General features: G+C 48.8%; 22 protein-coding genes. 15 read left to right on the forward strand and 7 right to left on the reverse strand.

Translation table 11 applies throughout. The annotated features are described in order from the left end of the window. Positions 1–43 precede the first annotated feature (43 nt). From DXN05_RS12240 to DXN05_RS12250, 3 genes are all read left to right on the forward strand, one after another. A complete protein-coding gene (locus DXN05_RS12240; RefSeq protein ID WP_116847523.1) occupies positions 44–1,099 on the forward strand; it encodes a sensor histidine kinase in 1,056 nt (351 codons plus the stop codon). Next, positions 1,086–1,781, forward strand: a complete 696-nt coding sequence (locus DXN05_RS12245) for a LytR/AlgR family response regulator transcription factor (RefSeq protein WP_116847524.1) — start codon at positions 1,086–1,088, stop codon at positions 1,779–1,781. The genes DXN05_RS12240 and DXN05_RS12245 overlap by 14 nt, the downstream gene beginning before the upstream one ends. Positions 1,782–2,056: 275 nt before the next feature. After that, positions 2,057–2,569: a DUF1440 domain-containing protein gene (locus DXN05_RS12250; protein WP_116847525.1), complete on the forward strand. Its 513-nt coding sequence runs from the start codon at positions 2,057–2,059 to the stop codon at positions 2,567–2,569. A 71-nt stretch (positions 2,570–2,640) separates the two neighbouring features. On the opposite strand, the gene DXN05_RS12255 is transcribed toward DXN05_RS12250, so the two are convergent. From DXN05_RS12255 to DXN05_RS12275, 4 genes are all read right to left on the reverse strand, one after another. After that, positions 2,641–4,083 (reverse strand): amino acid permease, encoded by a 1,443-nt coding sequence (locus DXN05_RS12255; protein WP_116847526.1) that lies wholly within the window; start codon positions 4,081–4,083, stop codon positions 2,641–2,643. Positions 4,084–4,234: 151 nt separating this feature from the next. Continuing rightward, on the reverse strand, positions 4,235–4,945 hold the full coding sequence (locus DXN05_RS12260) for a phytanoyl-CoA dioxygenase family protein (protein ID WP_116847527.1): 711 nt from the start codon (positions 4,943–4,945) through the stop codon (positions 4,235–4,237). Next, positions 4,945–5,625, reverse strand: coding sequence for a DUF2625 family protein (locus tag DXN05_RS12265; protein ID WP_158559228.1), 681 nt, complete (start codon positions 5,623–5,625; stop codon positions 4,945–4,947). The genes DXN05_RS12260 and DXN05_RS12265 overlap by 1 nt, the downstream gene beginning before the upstream one ends. Positions 5,626–6,026: 401 nt before the next feature. Next, entirely contained in the window at positions 6,027–7,292 is a 1,266-nt protein-coding gene (locus DXN05_RS12275; RefSeq protein ID WP_116847530.1) for a serine hydrolase domain-containing protein, read from the reverse strand. A gap of 146 nt (positions 7,293–7,438) precedes the next feature. Here DXN05_RS12275 and DXN05_RS12280 point away from each other — a divergent pair, with 146 nt between their 5' ends. From DXN05_RS12280 to DXN05_RS12315, 8 genes are all read left to right on the forward strand, one after another. Next, entirely contained in the window at positions 7,439–8,155 is a 717-nt protein-coding gene (locus DXN05_RS12280; protein WP_116847531.1) for a hypothetical protein, read from the forward strand. A gap of 64 nt (positions 8,156–8,219) precedes the next feature. Next, on the forward strand, positions 8,220–8,975 hold the full coding sequence (bla, locus tag DXN05_RS12285) for a subclass B1 metallo-beta-lactamase (RefSeq protein ID WP_158559229.1): 756 nt from the start codon (positions 8,220–8,222) through the stop codon (positions 8,973–8,975). A 222-nt stretch (positions 8,976–9,197) separates the two neighbouring features. Further along, positions 9,198–9,674 carry a hypothetical protein gene (locus DXN05_RS12290; protein WP_147313904.1) on the forward strand — a complete coding sequence of 159 codons (477 nt, stop codon included), beginning with the start codon at positions 9,198–9,200 and terminating at the stop codon, positions 9,672–9,674. 10 nt (positions 9,675–9,684) lie between these two features. Further along, positions 9,685–10,260 carry a Crp/Fnr family transcriptional regulator gene (locus DXN05_RS12295; RefSeq protein ID WP_116847534.1) on the forward strand — a complete coding sequence of 192 codons (576 nt, stop codon included), beginning with the start codon at positions 9,685–9,687 and terminating at the stop codon, positions 10,258–10,260. Between the two features lie 68 nt (positions 10,261–10,328). Then, positions 10,329–10,658: a hypothetical protein gene (locus DXN05_RS12300; protein WP_116847535.1), complete on the forward strand. Its 330-nt coding sequence runs from the start codon at positions 10,329–10,331 to the stop codon at positions 10,656–10,658. 66 nt (positions 10,659–10,724) lie between these two features. Further along, the gene (locus tag DXN05_RS12305) at positions 10,725–11,504 is read left to right on the forward strand and encodes an AraC family transcriptional regulator (RefSeq protein ID WP_245975198.1); all 780 of its coding nucleotides are present in this window, start codon (positions 10,725–10,727) and stop codon (positions 11,502–11,504) included. 182 nt (positions 11,505–11,686) lie between these two features. Then, positions 11,687–12,043, forward strand: coding sequence for a YciI family protein (locus DXN05_RS12310; RefSeq protein ID WP_147313905.1), 357 nt, complete (start codon positions 11,687–11,689; stop codon positions 12,041–12,043). A 584-nt stretch (positions 12,044–12,627) separates the two neighbouring features. Continuing rightward, positions 12,628–13,044 (forward strand): secondary thiamine-phosphate synthase enzyme YjbQ, encoded by a 417-nt coding sequence (locus tag DXN05_RS12315; RefSeq protein WP_245975199.1) that lies wholly within the window; start codon positions 12,628–12,630, stop codon positions 13,042–13,044. Between the two features lies 1 nt (position 13,045). Here the strand turns inward: DXN05_RS12315 and DXN05_RS12320 are convergent, their stop codons facing one another. Next, the gene (locus tag DXN05_RS12320) at positions 13,046–13,675 is read right to left on the reverse strand and encodes an outer membrane beta-barrel protein (RefSeq protein WP_147313906.1); all 630 of its coding nucleotides are present in this window, start codon (positions 13,673–13,675) and stop codon (positions 13,046–13,048) included. A 262-nt stretch (positions 13,676–13,937) separates the two neighbouring features. Here DXN05_RS12320 and DXN05_RS12325 point away from each other — a divergent pair, with 262 nt between their 5' ends. From DXN05_RS12325 to DXN05_RS12340, 4 genes are all read left to right on the forward strand, one after another. Next, on the forward strand, positions 13,938–16,151 hold the full coding sequence (locus DXN05_RS12325) for a T9SS type A sorting domain-containing protein (RefSeq protein WP_116847539.1): 2,214 nt from the start codon (positions 13,938–13,940) through the stop codon (positions 16,149–16,151). 235 nt (positions 16,152–16,386) lie between these two features. After that, positions 16,387–18,825, forward strand: a complete 2,439-nt coding sequence (locus tag DXN05_RS12330; RefSeq protein ID WP_116847540.1) for an ABC transporter permease — start codon at positions 16,387–16,389, stop codon at positions 18,823–18,825. A gap of 179 nt (positions 18,826–19,004) precedes the next feature. Further along, positions 19,005–20,135 (forward strand): flavin-containing monooxygenase, encoded by a 1,131-nt coding sequence (locus DXN05_RS12335; protein ID WP_116847541.1) that lies wholly within the window; start codon positions 19,005–19,007, stop codon positions 20,133–20,135. Between the two features lie 110 nt (positions 20,136–20,245). Next, positions 20,246–20,749, forward strand: a complete 504-nt coding sequence (locus DXN05_RS12340) for a DinB family protein (RefSeq protein ID WP_116847542.1) — start codon at positions 20,246–20,248, stop codon at positions 20,747–20,749. 251 nt (positions 20,750–21,000) lie between these two features. Here the strand turns inward: DXN05_RS12340 and DXN05_RS12345 are convergent, their stop codons facing one another. Continuing rightward, a complete protein-coding gene (locus DXN05_RS12345) occupies positions 21,001–21,996 on the reverse strand; it encodes an aldo/keto reductase (protein WP_116847543.1) in 996 nt (331 codons plus the stop codon). A 79-nt stretch (positions 21,997–22,075) separates the two neighbouring features. Continuing rightward, the gene (locus tag DXN05_RS12350) at positions 22,076–22,984 is read right to left on the reverse strand and encodes a helix-turn-helix domain-containing protein (protein ID WP_116847544.1); all 909 of its coding nucleotides are present in this window, start codon (positions 22,982–22,984) and stop codon (positions 22,076–22,078) included. Positions 22,985–23,059: the final 75 nt, after the last annotated feature.

A 23,059-nucleotide genomic window follows, 5' to 3' on the forward strand; every position in this document is an offset into this window, starting at 1 on the left:
CCTTTTTCTGTGCAGTGCAGCATTTTTTCCCGATTTTTAAGACATGAAGCGAACCCTGCTGCATTTGTTGTTCTGGATGGTATACCTGCTGCAAGACAGTATGCTGGAGTTTTTATGGGTATCACCCTCTGTACAGCACTATAGCACCAGCCAGCAATGGTGGATGGCCATGCATGCAGGCGCCTGTTTGCTGTTACCCAAACTGCTGTTTACCTATTGCGTTATTTATTTCACCATTCCAGCCCTGCTGCAGGGTAAGCGTTTGTGGCGCGAGATTGGCAAGGGCCTGCTGTTATTGTGTGTTACCATTGTCGCCTACCGGCTGGTAGCCCAGTATTACATGAATGTGTATGTATACCCGGACATTTTCAAACCATCCCCCCTGTTTAGCCCGGTACTGGTTTTATTTGCCTTTATGGATATCGGCTGCGTATCGGGCATCGCCATTACCCTTAAACTGCTGCGCACACAACTCGGCGCCAAAGAGCGTGAGAAAAACCTGGTAAAGGAAAAACTGGAAACAGAACTGCGTTTCCTGCGTAACCAGATTAACCCGCACTTCCTGTTCAACACCCTCAACAACATTTACGCACTGGCGCGCAAGCAATCACCGCAAACAGCGCCGGTGGTGCTCAAACTGTCACAGCTGCTGCGTTTTATGCTATACGAATCCGGCAGCGGACAGGTAACCGTAGCAGCCGAAATACGCGTATTGAACGATTACCTCGAGCTGGAAAAAATACGCTACAACAACCGCCTGCAGCTGCAGTTCTCCCTCAACGTAGACGATGAAACCCGCCTCATAGCCCCCCTGCTTTTATTACCCTTTGTAGAGAACGCATTTAAGCACGGGGTCAGCGAATCACGCTTTCATTCTTTTGTACATATTCAGTTAACGTTGCAAAACGGATTGCTTACCTTTCAGATAGAAAATACCTGCGAAAACGGGAATGCGGCCATCAGTGATAAAATAGGTTTAAGCAATGTGCGCAGGCAGCTGCAGCTCATGTACGGCGAGCACCACCTGCAAATAAGCAACGGAACAGATACCTTCTCCGTTCATCTCACCATAAACCTCAACAGCTATGCAAAAATATAACTGCATGATTGTGGAAGACGAGCCGCTGGCCGCCGAGATACTCACCGACTATATTAAACAGGTGCCTTTCCTGCAACTCACCCATACCTGCAGTGATGCTATTTATGCCATGGAGCTGCTGCAGACACAACCGGTAGACCTTATTTTTCTCGATATACATTTACCCAAAGTAAAAGGCTTCGATTTCATCAAAACCCTGCAGCATCCGCCGCATATCATTATCACTTCGGCCTACCAGGAATATGCGTTACAGGGCTATGAACTGAATGTAACCGACTACCTGCTGAAGCCCATTGCTTTCAGTCGCTTCCTGATGGCTGTTAACAAGCTGGCACCGCCGCCTGCCCAACATCCGCCCGCGGCAGAACGCCCCTGGCTGTTTTTTATGACAGGCAAAAAGAAGGTGAAAGTATGGGCAGATGAAATACTGTACGTAGAAAGCCTGAAAGAGTACAGCCGCATTTTTACCATCGGGAAAAGCCTGCTCACCAAATGTCCCCTGCACGAGATGGAAGCCCTGCTGGCGAAATTTCATTTCATTCGCGTACACCGCTCCTTTATTGTAGCCCGCGACAAAATTGAAGCCTTTACCGCCACCGAAATTGATATTGCAGGCAAACAGATACCGATCGGGAGAAGTTACAAGGAGTTGATTGTCTCCATGCTGGAGCAGAATGGGTAGATGGTTGTATGGTTGAAACCCGTCAGCCTGTGCCGGTGTCCTCACCACAATATGTATCGCCAAAACGCGTCGGTGAAGACACCTCGCGGGCAATAAATGTGTCGATGTCCCGATTCTCGAAATTGGTGCTCGCTAAGATCACTCACGGCTCACGCATTGTTCGTTCTTTCCTGCTGTTTGTAGGCCTTTGGAGAACGTTGGTAGAATAACCGTTTTACCGGTTGGGATTTGGACTAATTTAACTGTAGCTCATTCAAATCACCCAAATAAACGGTATGCAAACCAACACTAAAACTGTATTTTATTCCACTTTTATCACAGGTATCCTTATAGCCGGTACGCTTGATGTGACGGCGGCTATTGTGGTTTACGGTTACCTGGCAAATGCACAGGCATTTAAAATATTACATTCCATAGCGTCCGTGCTTATCGGGCCAAGTGCGTTTACCGGCGGCTGGGGCACGGCGTTGCTGGGCCTGGCCATTCATTTTTTTATCGCCGCCTGCTTTACCCTGTTGTTTATACGGCTGTACAACCGCAGCAGCTGGCTGCGGCACAATAAAACCATTGGCGGACTGGCATACGGCTCCCTGGTGTGGTGTATCATGAACCTCATTGTATTGCCCGTTTTTCAGCATAAAATGGCCCATTTTACCGTAGAGAGTATTGCCATTGGCATGGCCATACTCATGTGCTGCATTGGATTACCCCTGGCTTATATTACAGATTACCATGTAAGGAAATCTATAACCGGAGAGGCCTCTTCTGTGCATCAAAAGCTGGCTTGATATAACATGGTACCTGGAATACAAAAGGCTCCGCAACAGTGCGGAGCCTTTGTCTATAGTATGCAGCAGCGTTATTGTTGCTGTTGCCTGCGCAGCTTGCTGTACTTGCGGCCATAACCGAAGTAAATGGCAAAACCAATAAGCAGCCAAACCACCAGCCGTAACCAGGTACCGGCCGGTAAGGAAACCATCATTACCAGGCAGGTAATAATACCGAGTATCGGTACCAATGGCACCAGTGGTGTTTTAAATGCACGGGGTATATCAGGCTGTTGTTTGCGTAAGATAATTACGCCCAGGCAAACCATGATAAAGGCCAGCAGCGTACCGATGCTCGTCATTTCTCCTACCACGCTGATCGGTACCAGCCCTGCAAAAAGACTGATAAATACACAAAGCACGAGATTGGATTTGTACGGCGTCTGGAATTTCGGATGCAGCTGCGCAAACACAGGCGGCAGCAGTCCGTCGCGGCTCATGGAGTAGAATACGCGGCTTTGCCCCAGCAGGTCAACCAGTATTACCGAGGTATAACCGATCAGGATGGCGAGTATTACAGCAACGGCCATCCAGGTATACGGCGTATGCGCAATGGCCACGGCTACGGGCGCTGCGCTGTCTTTAAATTCAGTATAATGTGCCAGGCCTGTCATCACATACCCGAACGCCACAAATAACACCGTACATATCAGCAAAGAACCGATAATACCGATGGGCATATTGCGTTGCGGGTTACGGGTTTCCTGGGCCATGGTAGCTACGATATCAAAGCCGATAAACACAAAGAAAATAACCCCCGCCCCGCGCAGCACACCGCTTACACCAAATTCACCGAAGTTGCCTGTATTGGCGGGAATATAGGGATGATAGTTTGCTGGATTGATATACCGCCAGCCCAGTGCAATAAACACCAGCACCACGCCAACTTTCAGCGTAACCACAATAATATTGAACAGCGCCGAGCCCTTGGTACCACGCACAATAATGGCGGTGATACAGCAAATGATGAGCATGGCCGGCAGGTTAATCCACCCGTGCATAAGCATCCCATTCATTTCAAAGGTTTCAAAAGGCGAGCGCAGCAGCTGCGGCGGCAGGTTAATGTTCCAGTGTTCGAGGAATTTAACGAGGTAATGCGACCAGCTGATACCTACCGTAGCAGCACCCACGGAGTATTCCAGCACCAGGTCCCAGCCGATAATCCAGGCAAACAGTTCACCCAGCGTGGCGTAAGCATACGTATAGGCGCTGCCTGCCACAGGCACCATCGAAGCGAATTCTGCATAACACAGGGCACTGAATGCACAACCTACTGCCGCCACGATGAAAGAAAGCGTAACAGCCGGGCCTGTATTGTTGGCAGCCGCAATACCTGTTAAAGAGAATAGGCCCGCCCCGATAATTACCCCGATACCAATGGCTACCAGGTTTACCGCGCCAAGGCTGCGTTTGAGGGTTGATTTGCCTTGCTCTGCAGCTTCGCGCTGCAAAAGCTCCACTGATTTTTTTAGCATTTAAGTTGTTATGTTCTGGAAAGAAAGGTGGCAAAGGTACAGGAAACAACAGTACACCAGATCAGTAGACTATAGTTTTCCTTGGCTGCCTGCAAATTTTACGCTGCCAATGGCTGTTTGCCCTATATCGCATCCCATTTTCAACCCATTTTCAATGCCGCTCTGCCCACTGCAACCCTTGCGGCAGCTGTGCTGTGCTGAATTCGATATGAATAACCCGGCGCCGTGCACCATTTGTAGTACGTGATGATCGGTGCATCAGCAAGGGTTTCATCAGCATTACTCCTCCTTTGCGAACAGCACAAACTGATTCCTGTGTAAACTGCGACACCAGCTTTTCCGGCCGTTCTATGCCCACCGCATGTGAGCCGGGCAACACTTTCAGTGCGCCGTTTGCTTCATCGGTATCATCAAGATGAATGCGCAGGGTAAGCATTTGCTCCAGTAAAGAAGCAGGCGCCTGTACCGCATACTGGTTTTGTTTTACCGTGTATGGACCATAGCCGGGCACTTCCTTCCTCTCAGTAACAGAAATGGTTAAATCCTGGTGCCATGCTACAAACCAGTTTGAGGCGGCAGGTTTATCAAAATAAATTGCTTTCACAGCGAAACCGGCTGTACCCAGCGTTTGGGTTAACAATTCACGGAAGGCAGGCGTAAAAATAAGTGGCACAGCCTTCGGTATCTCCCGGAAGAACTGCCTGATGGCAAATAAGTCTGTTGACTTCCTGAATAAAGGAGAATCCTGCGCTTCAGCTTGTATCAGCGCGGCAATTTGTTCTGTTTCTGATTCGGAGAATACATCATTTACTATTGCAAAACCATCTGTTTGCAGTGAAGCCAGTACCGGTTGCGTCAGCATCAGTTTAGTTTTCCTTTTTGCAGCGCAATATGCGTAATAATATCATATTGTTCTTCTACTGACATTATTTTGCGTGAACGCTCACCAACAGGTATGGCCGGATCTAAAAATAAAGGCGGGAAAAAACTGTACACAGTATTACCGGGCATATCTGCCAGCTCGGCCTGGTGAGCTTCCCAGGTATAACCGGGATAAAAGCCATGCAGGTCGCCATTGAAACAGAAATACAGGAATTCGGTATAAGTTACATCCATCATTTCCCATTGCAGGGTTTGCGGCGACAGGTAATACACTTTATCTTTTGCGGCGCCAAGTGCACCATAGTTCAACGCAAAAAATCCGCCAAGCACATCATCCGCAATCAGCAGGTAGCCAGGCTTATCGCCATAGGCTGCAAAGGTTTTGCCTTTGTTCCAATCGGGCAGCGACCGGTCGAGCTTTTCTTCATGCCCTGCACCAAGAATACGCAGCCAGCCATGGTCAACCAGTATGCCGCCTGTATGGTATACAACTGCCCCCAACGGTGTACTGATGTCAATCTGCGTATGGTACAAAGCTGTGGCTCCGCGGGCGGGCGTGCAGGGCAATACGTTTACATCATTGGCAGCATCCTGTATGTGCAGGTGAATTTCCGGCCAGGCCGGTGTAGTAATATTAATAAGTTGTGCAAGCGGCTGCATATGACTACCCGTTAATTGTATGTACGAACAATGGAGTGTATACGTTACTCTTTTTTTGTGAATGTATTGCATTCCCGCGATAAAGCCGGTTAAAATTGTAATCGGTTACATTTCAGCCTTAGCCCGGTATAACCAACGTAAAAACACAATTATCCACCTGGATTGTTCTTTTTGCAAGATTGCTTTTTGCAGTCTGCCGCTGGCTGCCCGGTGTTGTTTTTGTTTTTGCAGATACCTGATTTTATGGTAACTTGAGTGTTCACCAAAAAAAAGGAGGTATTCATGCAATCTACAGATTCATCATGGACACCTTCGGTTAATTTCGCTTAACCGGGTCCTCTCCATTAAATAATCTGCTGACAAAAGCGTCAGAAACCACCGGTTAAGCCGGTGGTTTTTTATTACAGTAATGCCTGGTAAATCAATTGTTCTATTTTTCGTGCAAGCTCGCCATGACTATTGGGCGCCTGCTGCGTCATAATCAGGCAAACCAGGCGCGCTTTGGGATCTACCCAGTAAGTGGTGCCGAAATAACCGCCCCACGAAAAACTGCCTTCATTACGCGCTTCCCTTGCAGCAGACAATGCGCTGGTAATATTAAAACCCAGTCCAAAATTATCTGTGCCGTTATACAGGAAACTCAACTGCCCCGATGTCATCAGCTGCACCGTGCGCGGTGCCAGCAACTGGTGGCCATTGTATTTACCGCCGTTGAGCAGCATCTGTAAGAACATCGCGTAATCAAAAGCCGTGGAAGTAAGCCCTGCCCCGCCACTGAAATATTGTTTGTGCTGCAACGGGTAATCCGGGTCAAGCCCCCTGGCCCTGGTGGCAGCCACCACATGGTGCAGGGAATCTTCGGTATACACACTGGTTAAACGGCCTGCTTTGGAAGCCGGCACATTAAAATAAGTATCCTTCATACCCAGGGGTATAAAAATATTCCTGGTAAGAAAAGTCTCCAGGTCTACCCCGCTGATGGTTTCTATTACACAGCCCAGCACATCGGTGCTCAGTCCGTACGTGAATTTTTCACCGGGCTGGTGCGCCAGCGGCAGTTTAGCCAGCACATCGATGCTTTCGCGCAGGTTCTTCTGCAAATCAGTCAAACCGGAGCTTACCTGTGATTTTGCATAGATGGCACGCATTTTTTCGGTGCCGATCATGGCATAATCTATCCCTGAGGTATGCGTAAGCAAATCCCTGATGGTAATGGGCCGTTTAGCCGGCACAGTGGTGAAAGTAGTGTCTGCAGCATTAAACTGGTCAAGCACCATACTGTGTGCAAACGCCGGAATAAAATCAGCCACCGGTTCGTCCAGGTACAGCTTACCCTGTTCGTACAGCAGCATAATACCGGTGCTTACCACCGCCTTTGTTTGTGAAGCCAGGCGAAACAGGTCGTTTGTTTGCATGGGCTTTTTCTGTTCGGCATTGGCATAGCCATAACCCTTGTACTGCAACACCTTTCCATCCTGTATTACCAGCGTCACCACCCCGTTTATCCAGTGACGGGAAAGATAGCCGTTCACCAGCGTATCAATGCGGGCAAGCCGCTGCGCGGCTTCGGGGTTTTGCTGCGGCACCACTTCGGGAGTAAGCACCTGGGCCTGCAACAGGCTACTAAAAGCAGTGCAGCACAGGAGCAGCAAGCACATTTTTTTCATCGGCAATTTTCTTTCAAGTTAATTGATTTGCGGCATTCTTACCTGCGTGTTGCAACGACACAAACAACAAAAAACGCAGTACATGACATTCTCACCGGAAATTGTTGTACATTTTATCATCCCGGTTCACCATTTAAACAATTGCCATGACTGAAACTACTCCTGCTACACAAAATGAAATAACCAGGGGCGGACTTGTACTGGCCGGCCTGCTGCTGATTGGCGCCACGGGTTTCGCCATATGGCTGCTCGTTGGGCTTTGGCCCGACCGTATGCCCAACCCGCGCAGCAACTGCATGTGGTATACCGGCAAGCTGTTTCATGTACGCCTGCTCGATTCCTGTGCGGAAGCGCCTGTACTTATACCCGGCGTACCCGCCACCGTGATAACCGACAGCCTGCACCCAGCGGCCGATAGTCTTGCCAAAGACAGCACGGCGGTAACCGTAAAGCCAGCCATATCCCCTGCATCCGACGGTCTCATACAGCTCAATACCCTGTTGCTGATACTGGTGGCCCTTGGCGGTTTCCTGGGCAACCTCATTCATATTTCCACATCATTCACCACCTTCATCGGCTCGCAGGCATACAAACGCAGCTGGACACTCTGGTACTTTGTAAAACCCTTTACTGCCGCGGCTTTGGCAGTTGCGTTGTATTTTTCGTTCAGGGCAGGTTTTCTCAATTACAGCAACGATGCCAGCAACCTGAACCTGTACGGTATAATGGCGCTTTCATTCCTGGCAGGGCTGTTCACCGACACCGCCACCCTGAAACTGAAAGAAGTATTCGAAGTACTGTTCCGGCCAAAAGAACAAAGACCCGATGCCATTGAAACAGATGATAAAAATAAAAACGGATGAAGTTATGCACCGTGCAGCATACGGTACCGATTCTGTTTTACATTGCTGTATTAATTTGCCTTACATGAAACGCGCGCTCCTTTTCGCCATTTGCCTGCTCTTGTGCAGCCTGCTGCGTACAGCTACTGCGCAGAACCATACGCCGGCGCTTGAAATCACCCACATAACAGACAGCATTTACAAATTCACCACCTGGCGCATGTTAAACAACGCGCCCTTCCCCTCGAACAGCCTGTATGTATTAACGCCTGCAGGTGCAGTGCTTATTGACTGTGCCTGGGATACCACGCAGTTTCAGCCATTACTCGATACCATTGCTGCCAGGCATCGCCAGCAGGTAATTGCCTGCATTGCCACGCATTCGCATGCAGACCGCACCTGCATGTTCCATTTTTTACAGGCACACGGCATTGCCACCTGGAGCAGTGAAAAAACCTACGAACAATGCAAACTGCACGGCAACCAGCTGGCTGCGCAGTATTTTGTAAACGATACCACATTTGATTTTGGCGGTTACACCATACAAACATTTTATCCGGGTGAGGGCCATACCAGCGACAACATTGTAATATGGTTTAATCATGCCAAACTGTTGTACGGCGGCTGTTTTGTAAAAAGCCTGGAAGCGCACGACCTGGGCTATGTGGAAGAAAGCAATGTACAGGCATGGCCTGCCAGTATCAGAAACGTACAGCATCATTTTAAACATATCCGTTACCTGGTACCCGGTCACCAGGGTGGCACCAGTGTGCAGGCCCTGCCGCATACACTGCACCTGCTGGAAGAATTACACGTTAAAAATGCCGTGTATAATCAGTAAGCAAACGCATGCTGCATATGGCAACCGGGGTATTTCAATGGTCGAAAATTTATTTTACATATGAAGTATTTTAATAAATTGCACCAGCACCATTTATTCAGAAAGGACTATAAACACCAGGCAGGAAATTGTGACTTACCTATTTAAAATACCATGTACTGCGCGCACTTGCCATTCAACGCGCCGTCCATTATCCATAAAGATATCCTATAACCAATTTTCATGAGAAACCTGCACAAAGTATCTGCTCACTTAATGAACCATATTCTTTTTGCGCTTGACTACAGTGCTTCGCTCAAAAAAGAAAGCAGCCACCCTATGATGCCCTTTGCCCTTGTTATTAAAGGAGACGAACAAAAAATACAAACCTTTCCCGACAGTACCCCTGAACTTGCAGACAAACGCTTTAGCCAGGTAATTGCAGCAGAGAACCCTGATTTTGTGGTATTCGGCACCGACAGCCAGGTAACACAGAATGGCCTGCAGTACGAAGCCGTGTTGCTGAAAGCCTATGCCAAAAACGACGATGAAATTTACCTGCTGGCGCAGAAGTACCAGCCCGATGCACCCGGCGGTCATTATATTTTACTCGGCAACCCCGGCTTCCTTGGCACCGAAAAAAACAAGTTCGCTATAGCGCAGCAAACAGCCGGCGCAACAGCCGCAGAGGGTAAAAAACACTGGTGGCAAAGGTGGTAACACACACAACATGTACCCGGATTTAATTAACGCATTCAGCCGCATTATACGCCTGAGCGAAAGCGAACAGGTTTACCTGTGCAGTCTTTTTACGGAAAAAACTTTTCACAAAGGCGATCATTTTTTACAGGAAGGACAGGTATGCCGTGAAGCAGGCTTTATACGGCAGGGCCTGGTGCGCTATTACATCAACAGTGAAGGCGAAGACCGCGTATATGGCTTTGGGCAGGAATACAATTTCGTATGCAATTATGAAAGTTTTCTCGATCACTCCCCTTCGCAGAAAAACATACAGTGTATAGAAAACACGGAGATGCTTATACTTTCCTACGCCAACCTGCAACTGCTGTACCGGCACATTGCAGAAGGCGAGAAATTCGGCAGACTGATGTGCGAGCAGATCTTCGTAGAATCCCTGCGCCAGCTCACCTCACTGTACACGCAACAACCGGAAGAACGCTACCTGCGTTTCCTCGAAACCTATCCCGATCTGCAGCAACGTATCCCGCAATACTATATTTCCTCGTACGTGGGGGTTAAGCCGCAATCATTAAGCCGCATCCGCAAAAGATTATCCGCCGGGTGATTTGTTAACCCAGGTGCATCAACAGGCATTTTTACTGGCATAGTTTCGCTGTAACAAACACACTAAATATGTTACTGTTTAACAGCATATTGCTCATCCATTTCGCCCTCTTTGTTTATTATATATTCAGGCTGGCTTTACAGTTCCCGGTGAAAAACCCCGTAAAAGACAAGAGCGGCCCGTTTATCGGCCTGGCCGTACTGGTTACCGGCCTGGCACTGGTAGCACTGAAATACCCTGCCATCAACTATTACAAGGTAATACCCAAAACAGCATTGCTGGTAGGTATAGCCATAGTAAACGGCATGTACGGCAACAAACCCATGCCACGCAAAGCCTATTTCACTGTGCTTGGTTTTACCCTGCTGGCAGCAGCCATTGCCGTGGTAAAAGTATAAACGGTGTTTACTGCGCCGGGAACGGCTGCTGCTCTCCCGGCGCAATCACTTAACTTTATCTGCGGTATGCAAATGCAAACTTTTCATCCATCACCGGCACTGCGGCCCTATATACAATCCTTTCTTGTAATTGAAAGCGAGGAAAGCCGCAATAACACCGTACTGCCCGGCTTATCTGTTATGCTGGCCTTCCGCTACAGCGGCAGCGCAAGCTACCATACGGTGGATGAAAATACCGGCACCACACTGGCACCCGCTGTGATTACCGGGTTACGCAAAACAGCCCGCCTCATACACTATGCACCACATACAGCTAATTTAGTGGTACAATTTACGCCCGGCGGCGCAGCCTCGCTGTTTAAACTGCCCATGCACGAATTGTTTAACGAATCACTGTCCCTCGATTTGCTGTTGCCTGCCAGTGAACTGCAAAACGTGGAAGAACAACTGGCACTGGCCACCACCACCCGGCAACGCATTGCCATTGCAGAAGCATATATGCTGTCACAATTGCGCGATATAAGCACACCTCCCCTGGTACAACATGCCGTACAGCACATTACCCATGCACAAGGCAATATCAGCATTAAATCACTGTTGAGCGACTTACCCACGAGCAGGGATGTGTTTGAAAAAAAGTTCAGGCATTTCACCGGCACCACACCCAAACAATTTGCCGGCATTGTACGCCTCAGGCACCTGATTACACAGCACGATAACAACGAAAGCCTTACCCGTATGGCCTTATCGGCCGGCTACTACGACCAGGCACACTTTATCAAAGACTTCCGCAGTTTCACAGGAAAAGCGCCCCGTGCTTTCTTCAGCAACCCGGTTTACTGGTAACGCCCGCATCAAATCAATGATTTTTTACAATTTCCGCGAAGGCCGGCCAGGTAGCTTTGTATGATAAAATCAAGCTTATGAAACAGGCATTATTATTCGCGGCGCTGCTTTTATGCCTGCAGCTGGCCGCACAAAACAAACCAAACTCCAACGCAAATTCATCCGCAACAAAAAACACAACTATGAAAGAATACGTATTGGTAATGCGCATTAACCCCAACGCATTAACACCCGCACAAATAACGGATGTACGTGAGAAATGGGCCATCCTGGTGAAGGAATGGAAAGAAAAAAAGATTTATGTAGAAGGCAACCAGGTGATCGCAGACGGCCTGGTAGTAAAAAAAGCCGGCATTGAACAGGGTGCTGTATTTTCTGACGGCACCCGCGTGGTGAGTTTTATTACCCTGTTGGCCAACAGCATGCAAGAAGCTGCTGCCTGGGCACAAAAAACACCATTGCTGTTATACGGCGGCAGCGCAGAGGTGCGGTTGCTGCAACGCGCCGCAGCTGCAACGCCGGCTCCTGCAACCAACTAATGTAACAGCCGTTTGAACTTGCATCAGCCCCGGCGCGGCCGGGGCTGATTATTATTACATGGTAGGATGTTGCTCGAGTGCCATTCTTCTTCGCCGGAGGCGATTTACCGCATACAAGCCTGAAGCTCGTAGCTTGCAGCTGTTCCCGGTCGTGATTGATCTCAGCGGGTAACAGTTTCGAGAATCGAGACATCGACACGTCGAGACTATTTAAGCGGGTTATAACTTTCGCCGCAGGCGATTTCCGTTGAACAAGCTTGCAGCTCGTAGCTTGAAGCTTGCAGCTGTTTTCGGTCGTGGGTGATCTTAGCGAGTAACAGTTTCGAGAATCGAGACATCGACACGTCGAGACTATTTAAGCGGGTATTATAACTTTCGTTTCTCGCATACAAGCTCGTAGCTTGAAGCTTGCAGCTGTTCCCGGTCATGAGTGATCTCAGCGAGTACCAGTTCCGGGAACCTACTGCCCGCGAGGTGTCTTCACCGACGCGTTGTAGCGGTACATATTGATTTCCCGCATACAAGCTTGCAGCTCGCAGCTTGAAGCTTGCAGCTGTTTTCTTTCGTAGCTTGCACCCATGAACATGAATCAGCAACTGTTGCAGTTAAGAGAACGCAAACGCGGCTTTCATTTAATTACCAGTGAAATACTGGCTGCGGTGCCGGAAATCACCCAATATAAAACGGGCATGTGCCAGGTGTTTATACAACACACATCCGCTTCACTGACCATCAACGAAAACGCAGACCCGACGGTAAGAAAAGACTTTGAAACCTGGTTCAGCAAAGCGGTACCCGAGAACGATCCGGACTATTTGCATGACGATGAAGGACCGGATGATATGCCTGCGCATTTGAAAGCATCAATGCTGGGCTGCTCGGTACTCATCCCTATCCGCAACGGCAAACTGGCACTGGGTATATGGCAGGGTATTTATTTGTGTGAGCACCGCAACCATGGCGGACCAAGGAATCTCGCCATCACTGTATGGGGTGTATAAGTTATGGAATGGTGATGCACACACCTCCGGCCAGGTTAAACTGCAACACCGAACTATAGGTGGTAACACCTGCACCCGGCCCACCGGTACCAATGTAAATGCCTGCACCCGCGCCCTGTACAACCGATTGAAGCTGTGCCTGCAGTTTAAGGGCTAACACGTTGCCCATAGCAACTTTTAACCCTCCTTTCACTGCATAGGCAAACTTTGTATAGGTATCACCTGCATCTTTCGCATCAACAATAGCCATACCCAATCCTACACCTACGTAAGGATACAACACATGCCCTGCCACAGGGAAATAATTATTAAAGCCTGCCAGTATATAATTCAGTGCAGCACGGTCCTGCCCCTTATTCAGCGAAATGCCCTGGTAGGTATATAAAGGTGCATGCGTATCCATTTGCGCAAATACCAGTTCAATGGCACGGTAAGGCTGCACGGCATATTCCACACCAATACTGTATTGGCCGGCATCCTCAATATAGCCATAAGCATTAGCGTAATCTACTCTGTCACGAAAAGTATAACCCGCCAGCGCATCAATCGAAAACTTTCCCGGTTGTGCGTAAGCGGTTGCTGTTTGCAATAGAATGATTGCACAACAGGCAGCGGCGAATCGTATCATCATATAAATTAAATAAGTGCTTTTCTAATTTACCATAAAAGCCTGTTATCAGCAGGTTGTAACGGTTACAACAGGTATTGCGTTATACAGTACAGGAACAGCCTATGTTAATAGCATATATGCCGGTAATGCATGCGTATATATTATATGCCGGTGCATATTGCAAAACCATCCCCTTCTTTGTAGTTTGCAGTGCAGTCTGTACCCGTCCCGTCCGTCAATCCTCAACCTGCGCCAACAATCATCCACTTCCAAATTAAACACCATGCTAACGCAAAAACGCTTGCTGCCCGGGCTATGCTTGTGCCTTGTATTGCTGACATTGGAAAGTTACGCCCAGCCAGCCGGTGATGCCCCGTACTATCAAATTAACTCGCTTACTGTGCAGGACACTTCCCTGCTGATTAACCTCTCCGTTAACCCCACCTATTTCTCCGGCTACGAAATTTCTGCAGCGGTAGCAGGGCGAACGGTATATCTCTACCATTCCCGGCTGTATGGCCAGTTGTATGGCGCCTTGTCGCTCAACGGGCTGCCAGAGAATGATTCACTCACACTGAACATCACCATTCAATCACTGGCATCTGTTAGTCCGCCCTTTGCCTATACCGGCACACAGCAATTTTACTACCGGCGAACCACCCCATTTATAGAGCAATTCACACCGTCCAGCGGACTGGCCCGACCAACTTTGCCAGTGAAGATTGTACTCAGTCATGGTAAACCGCCCTATCGTGTAACACTCAATGATATTAACAGCAACCTTGCGGTACTGTCATTCACCGGTGGCACCAGTATCGATACCACGCTTGATTTCAGCGCATGGGAAGGCAGTTCACTGCAATTACAGGCACGCATTAAAGACAGTGACAGCATTCCTTACGCAGGCCCTTACATTAACGTGGTTACACAAAGCAGTGCCGCATTGCATACCTGGAAAACATTCGATGAAGCCATCAATGACTTTCATTACAATCATGTGCTGTATGGCAAAAAGGTATACGACATTCCTACCGGCACTGCGAAGTATATCAATGATACTGACAACCTGATCGTATCCGATCTGCAGGGGTATGATCCCTCAGCCATTATTATGAGACAGCTATCACCGCAAGGCGTAGTATACAATGGCGCCAGCAGGCGCGGCGGTTCGCAGGATTCTTATTTTCCCTACGATGTACAATCCAGCTACCTGCGCATCTTGAGCTGGAATTTCGACAGCAATCATTATCACCAGGTCGATTCGCCCGTGAACAATACGGTAAGCAATGGCAACTATGTTGCCTGGATCAACAACTCCGGTACAGGCTTTCGCGTAAACCATCTCGACAGCACGGTTGTGCACGAATACACCGGCGGCTATGCCTACCCCCTTACACTGGCACCAGACGGCACATTGATATATGGTGCACTTCCCGGTATTACTACCGAACAACCTTTGTTTACTTATTATTTCGGCAGCATAAAATCTATCGGCACAGGCTCAAATGCAGCAACCGAAGGACATGACAAACCGGTTTGGTACACACAGTATGTAACCGCCAACAGTAAAGACACCCTGCTGCGTTTTAACCCGGATGGAACTACCACAGGTATTGCAACGGTAGTAAAAGCAAATGGCCCCGCCTTTCTCATTAACAACGGCTATACCGTGTTCAGGAAAACAACCGGTGATACTTCTGCTGCATGGCTGCTTACGCCTGCCGCTACACAGGTAAAACTGGCAGGCGATGTATACCTGTTCGCCCTCAATAACAAGGGCGATCTGCTATACCAGCGCAGCGGAGATATTTATATGGTTGACCATACCGGCACGCAAACCCGGTGGCTGGCGAAACAGGTATCCGGCGAACAATTTTATACGGTTGACAGCCTGTTTTACATAGCCCTCGCCAATACCCTGCTCACCTTAACCCAGCCGGCAAGCGCCAACCTCACTGCGTTTACGGCTACCAGGCAGGGAAGCAGTAACCTGTTGCAATGGAAAGTAAGTGAGCAAGCCGGTATCAGTGCCTACGAAGTTCAGCGCAGCGGCGACAACACCAGTTTCACCGCTATTGGCAAGGTGCCTGCACAGCCAAACACCATGCAACCACAGCAATACAATTTTACCGATGCCCAACCATTGCCTGGCGCTAACTACTATCGACTGAACATTACCGGCACTGCCGGCTACCAACGCTACAGTGATACGGTAAGCGTGCAATTGTTACCGCCCGCACCCCGCTTTATTGCCTACATATGGCCTAACCCGGTTTGCACCAATAGCATGAACCTGGCTGTAAAGGCACAGGGCGACGGACTGCTGCGCCTGGAGATTGTTTCGCTCAACGGGAAAATTATACAGGCCGAAACAATTGTTGTAACCAAGGGCCTGGTAAGAAAACAGGTGGATGTGAGCAAACTGCGCAATGGTTTGTACTTCGCTTATCTTACCAGCGGAAGGGAAAAAATTGCCATTCCTTTTATCAGGTTATAAACCATTACATCCGGCCAGGCAAAAAAATAGTACCGGCCGGGTGTAACATTTTGTACCAGCCACCGTTCTTATACTGTTGCCGTGCTCAACGGTGTGTTTATCTATTTGCGTTACTGAACAATGACTGTATCAAAAGCGGTCATACCTGCCTGTGTATGCTATTACAGTTGTTTGATTTTCAATCACCTGGCAACTTGGTATTCTTTTAGTCGCAGTTACAGCAAACTGCTTCGGTATGTTTGCACACTATTTCAGGGTTGCTTTCAGAAATTTCTGGCGCAACAAAATCTTCTCAGGTATCAATATACTGGGATTGTCCATTGGTATCAGCTCAGCGCTGGTGCTCTTCCTGATTGCTTATTATGAATTCAGCTTTGACCGGTTTGAAAAAGACCGCTCCCATATATACCGTGTGGTAATGGAAGTACGCGGTAACGACCAGGTCAATTACACCGCTTCTGCATTGGCGCCATTGGCAGAAGCCGCTTCACGCGAATTAACCGGTCTTGAGAACGTAGTACCGTTAATGCAGTTCCAGGGCAATACAAAAGCCAAGGTACAGTTGCCTGCCGCAGCAGGTGCACCGCCGGATGTATATAAAAGTCAGCCGGGCATTATCTTCACCAGCCAGCAATACTTTTCACTGCTACCCTACCAATGGCTGGCAGGCTCTGCAGCTACGGCATTGAGCAAACCATTTGCCGTAGTGCTTACACAAAGCAGGGCTGAGCAATATTTTCCCGGCAAAACCGCGCAGCAGGTAATCGGCAAAACCATTACCTACAACGATTCTATCAGAACAACCGTAGCAGGCGTGGTGCACGACCTGGATGAGCATACTTTCTTCAATGCAGCTGAATTTATTTCGCTGCCAACTGTAGCGCAAACGAACTTGCAGGACAACTTCATGATGCACACCTGGAACGACTGGATGAGCTATTCGCAATTGTTTATACAGCTATCCCACGGCACTACACAGGCCGCCATGGAAAAAAGCCTCAACCAGTTGCTGCACCGCAATTACAACGGCGATGCACCTGCATTAACCCTGCACCTGCAGCCATTGAGCGATGTGCATTTTCAATACGAAACACCCGAGCACCGCACAGCACACAAACCTACCCTGTTCGGGTTACTGGCCATTGCTGCCTTCCTGCTGCTGCTGGGCTGCATCAACTTTATCAACTTAACCACTGCACATTCGGCACAGCGTGCGCGCGAAATAGGCATCCGCAAAACCATGGGCAGCATGCGCCCGCAACTGGTAACACAGTTCCTGTGCGAAACCCTGTTCATTACCACGCTGGCCACCATGTTATCTATCGGCATTATGCCCTTACTGCTGAACATATTCAGGCATTTCATCCCCGATGGCCTGCATGCAGAGCTGTTGCAACAACCATCGCTGCTGGTGTTTTTATTATTGCTTACATTGGGCGTAAGCTTCCTCGCAGGCTTTTACCCGGCCATGGTATTGTCTGGTTTTAAACCGGTAAAAGTGCTGAAAAACCAGGTCTTCACCGACCAGACCAACAAAGCCTGGGTAAGAAAAACATTGACTGTATCGCAGTTTGTTATTGCCCAGTTTTTTGTGATTGCGACAGTGATGGTGAGCAAGCAAATTCACTACTCATTGCAAAAAGACCTCGGCTTCCGGAAAGATGCGATCGTTAACTTTTCCGCACCATACGATACTGCCCGCAACAAACCGGCCCTGCTGTTGCAAAAAATAAAGGCGATACCTGAAATACAGCAGGCCAGCCTTGGCTTTTTGCCGCCTGCCACTGACGGACCAGCCTATACCAACATTCTTTACAACGATGGCAAACAAGACATCAATGCCAATGTACAGATCAGGTGGGGCGATACCGGCTTCCTGCGCCTGTACAATATTCAATTGGTTGCAGGCAGAAACGTACTGCAGAGTGATACCATTAAAGAATTCCTGGTAAACGAAACCTATGCACGCATCATGCATTTCACTAACCCTGCAGCTGCTGTTGGTCATATGCTGTTGTTCAACGGCAAACAGCTGCCCATTGTAGGTGTAATGCACGACTTTCATGAGCAGTCCCTGCACGGCGCCATTGGCCCCATTGTGTTTGCCGCCAACAATAGCCACAGCAATTTTTTCCATATACTGCTGTATCCGCAATTACAGAACATGCATACCTGGACAACAGCACTCGCCGAGCTGGAGCTGGTATACAAACAGGTATATCCCGACAGCGATTTTGAGTACAGGTTTTTTGATGAAGAGATCGCCCGGTTTTATGCAGCAGAACAGCAAACCGTATACCTGTTAAAATGGGCTACCGGCTTGGCAATACTGATCAGTTGCCTGGGATTGTTCGGCCTGGTCATATTCACCACTACCACGCGCAAAAAAGAAATTGGCATACGCAAAGTATTGGGTGCCTCTGTAGTGCAGATCGTCTCTATCCTGTCAACCGATTTCTTAAAGCTGGTATTGATTGCCTTTTTAATCGCAGCCCCCGCCGCCTGGTGGGCAGTGTACCACTGGTTGCAGGATTTTGCTTACCGCACTACAATGAGCTGGTGGGTATTCGCCCTGTGTGGCGTGGCCATGCTGGTGGTTGCCTTGCTAACATTAAGCCTGCAAACCATCAGGGCAGCCATGACAAACCCGGTAAAAAGCCTGCGCACAGAATAATGAGCGTGAATCGTCAGTCGTCAGTCGTGAGTGGTTTGGCTTTCACTCACCTTGTATTAACTCACTACTGACTACTCACCACTCACTAATTTTCGCTTAGATCATTCACTATTCACCGGCTTTATTCCCTTTTCACAGGCTTTCTTTGTATTTTGTAGAAAGAACGATTGTGACAGCCTATGGATGTAACGCAAACACATACATTGATTGTCGGCGCCAGTATTTCCGGGCTGGCTTGCGCTGCCTGTCTGCAGCAGCACGGTATTAAGCACACGATCATTGAACAGCACGATAAGGTGGCAACACCCTGGCGCAATCATTATGAACGGCTGCACCTGCATACCAGTAAACGGCTATCCAATCTGCCCTTTAAATCATTTCACAAAAACATACCACGTTATCCCTCCCGGCAACAGGTGGTAGATTACCTGGATAGCTACAGCAAGGCTTTCAACATACAACCCTTGTTCAATACCACCGCCATTGCTGTTAAAAAAGAAGCAGGCCACTGGGTTACACAAACCAGCAACGGCATCATACAATCATCCTGCGTTATCATGGCTACAGGGGCATTCGGTAAGCCGCTGGCTTTTGAGTGCAATGGACTGAATACATTCACCGGCCGCGTACTGCATAGTTATGCTTACCAGACAGGACGGGATTTTAGCGGCCAGCAGGTATTGGTCGTCGGATTTGGCAATTCGGCTTGTGAAATTGCGATTGATCTGTACGAACAGAAAGCATATCCGTCTATGTCTGTACGTTCTGCTGTAAATGTGGTTCCGCGGGATGTGTTGGGTATCCCGGTACTGGCATTAAGTCTTTTGATGCGACGCTTGCCACCACGCACGGCAGACCAACTCAATGCACCGCTGCTTAAATGGCTAACCGGGGATATTACGAAACTCGGGCTGCGCAGCATGCCATACGGACCATTGGAACAAATACAGAAAGATGGCCATGCCCCTGTGCTTGATATCGGCACCCTGCAGCACATACGTGACGGGCACATCCATATTTACCCTGCCATTGATCACATACGAGGAAACACCGTTTATTTTACTGATGGCAGGGAAGCACAATTTGACGCCATTGTAACGGCCATCGGGTATTACCGTGACTATGCAGCGATAGTGTCTGTTGACCAATACAGGTTTGATGATTTGCGCGCAAGCGTAGATAAACAGCAGCATTTTGGAGAAGACGGTTTGTATTTCTGCGGTTACTGGATTAGTCCTACCGGCCAGATACGCGAGATAGCCTCTGACGCGCGGAAAATTGCCGCACACATTGCCGCACAAACCAGGTAAACACCCCATAACCCTATTACAAATAAAACGCCATGCTGCTGACACAAGGCTGTCACTAACCGGTATTTTCTTTGCAGTACAACATATTCATCTACTAAAATAGTAACCTCATGGCTGCACAAACATTAACCACCACGCCTGCTGTTATCATTACGCCTGCTGAATTCCTGCAACACTGGCAGGGGCACCGCGCACTAACGCGCAGGGTAATTGAACGCTTTCCGGAAGAAGCCTTGCTCAACCACCGGATTGGCGGTATGCGCACCTTTGCACAGTTAACCCAGGAGCTGCTTGATTTGGGATTGGGCGTAAAAGGCATTGCTACCAGGGAATGGCCGCAAATGACTGAAATGACGCATAACAAAAACCTGCACCTGACAAAGGAAGAACTGTTACAGCGCTGGGATGCGCTTACAGACACCATTAATGAATACTGGGCTAAAATAACGCCTGAGCGCTTTCATGAAACAGACAAAGCCTTTGGCATGTACGAGGGCACAGTTATTTCGCTGGCGCTGTACCTGGTAGACAATGAAATTCACCACCGCGGGCAGGGGTACGTATACCTGCGCTCATTAGGTATTGAGCCGCCGCCGTTCTGGGACAGGCCTTAAACAAAGTGCATACTGCGGCGAACGCGTCATTACGCAGAAGCAACAAAGCTGTTCCAAAAGGAACGGCTTTGTTGCTTTAATACCTGGAACGGTTGAATAGCCCCAGCGGCGGAGGCATTCGTTTATTGCCACAAACATCGGTGTGCCGGCAGAAGGCGAACTTGCTAAAAATGCGGATGTGTTGCCATTGCGCTCCGATCATCGTTAAGTTCAACATTAAACTTTAAACCGTTAAACATGGAACTTCCTCCCTAGCGGTTCACTGCGTCGCGCATGAAGCCGGCGGCATAACGTTCACCTACGTTGGGATAACGCGCTACCAGTTCATTGATGTCAGCAAGATCTGTTGCGGTAAGTGTTACATTCACTGCGCCTGCGTTTTCTTCGAGGTATTTCCTTCTTTTGGTACCGGGAATAGGAATCATATCTTCTCCCTGCGCCAGTACCCATGCAAGGGCCAGTTGTGCAGCGGTGCAACCTTTGGCAGCGGCAATGGCGGCAAATGCGCTGGCCAGTTGCTGGTTGTTGATGGCATGTTCACCAGAGTAACGTGGTAAATTGCGGCGCATATCATTTTCCGGCAGGCTTGCAAGATCAAGCTCAGCAGTAATCAACCCTCTTGACAAGGGCGAAAACGGGATAATGCTGATCTGGAGTTCTCTTGCAGTAGCCAGTATATCATCTTCTATGTTGCGCGTCATCAGTGAATACTCGCTTTGCAAGGCAGCAATGGGATGTACGGCATGTGCCCTGCGGATGGTAGAAGCAGCCGCTTCGCTTAAACCAAGGTAACGCACTTTACCTGCTTTCACCAGCAGGCTCATGGCGCCGACCGTTTCCTCAATAGGTACATTGAGGTCTACACGGTGCAGGTAATACAAATCAATCACCTCTGTACCCAGGCGCTTCAAACTTGCTTCCACAGCCTGTTTCAGGTAGGCAGGCGACCCTTCTACATACATTTTTGATCTGTCGGCCCCGCTGTCGGGTACACGCAATCCGAATTTGGTGGCAATAAAAATTTTGCTGCGATTGGGCACCAGCACTTTGGAGATCAGTGTTTCGTTGGCCCCTGCCCCGTATACATCTGCCGTATCCCAGAAATTGATGCCCAGGTCAAGCGCCCTGTGCAAAGTGGCGGTGCTTTCCACATCATCTATAGTGCCATAGGCAAAGCTCATACCCATGCAACCTAAGCCTATCGCAGATAACTGTTCATTTGTTGTTCCGAGACTTCTGTATTTCATACAAATAATGATTAGTACACAAAGGTCGTACACCACACTGCAGCGTTGTTTACAGCATTCAAACCGTCACTTATACAAATCAAACAATGCCCTGCCTGCGGGCAATGGGTGCCTGCCCGGTATGCTTGCGGTAAAACGTAGTAAAATAGGCGGGATATTCAAAACCAAGGCTGTAGGCGATTTCAGCAATACTCCATTCGGTATGCTGCAATAAAATGTTCGCCTCCTGCACAATGCGTGAAGCGATATGCGCCGTGGTGGTTTGCCCGGTACTTTCTTTCACTGCACGGTTTAAATGATTCACATGCACGGAAAGACAACCGGCATAATCCTGCGGGCTTTTCAGGTTAAACACATGATCGGCAGAACTGATCGGGAACTGCCTTTCCAGCAAATCAAAAAACAGGTGGGTGATGCGTGATGCGGCATTGATCTGTTTGTGAAAGCCTGTAGCAGGCTGTATTTTCATCGTCTCGTGCATCAGCAGGTGCAGGTAATTGCGCAGCACCTGGTACTTGTGTTCATACGCGGATTCCATTTCACGCATCATCTTCTCAAAAATAAAAACAATGTCTGCATGCTGGCGTTCATCAGGGAAGAACACGGGCACGCTATTGGCATTAAACAACGGTGAATCCTGTAAGGCACCGATGCGGTCTGCCGGTTGCAGGAAAGCCTCAGAGAACAGGCAAAACCAGCCTTTAGGCGCTTCGCCTGCTATTTCAAACGAATAAGCTACAAAGGGATTGGACAAAACAATTGCCGGGCCGTCGATCGCGATCCATTTATCGGCATAATGCAGGCGGCCGGTTCCGATAATATAGGAAATCTTATAAAAATCCCTGCGGCGGTAGGCAGATTTAACTGCATGACTATCCCGTGCAAATACATTAAAATGACCAGGTTGTGCGTTATTGATCGGCACATCTTCCGGGTAAGCCGCCGGGTAGCGATGATAAAAATCCCGAATATTTTCCGGTTGTTCCATACCGTAAATTTACGAAATCCCTCTCCACGCATCCAAAAGTACCATCGTCCGGGGATCGTCCGACCTTCGTCCGGG

The sequence above is a fragment of the Deminuibacter soli genome, from assembly GCF_003412455.1.
Lineage (GTDB): Bacteria > Bacteroidota > Bacteroidia > Chitinophagales > Chitinophagaceae > Deminuibacter > Deminuibacter soli.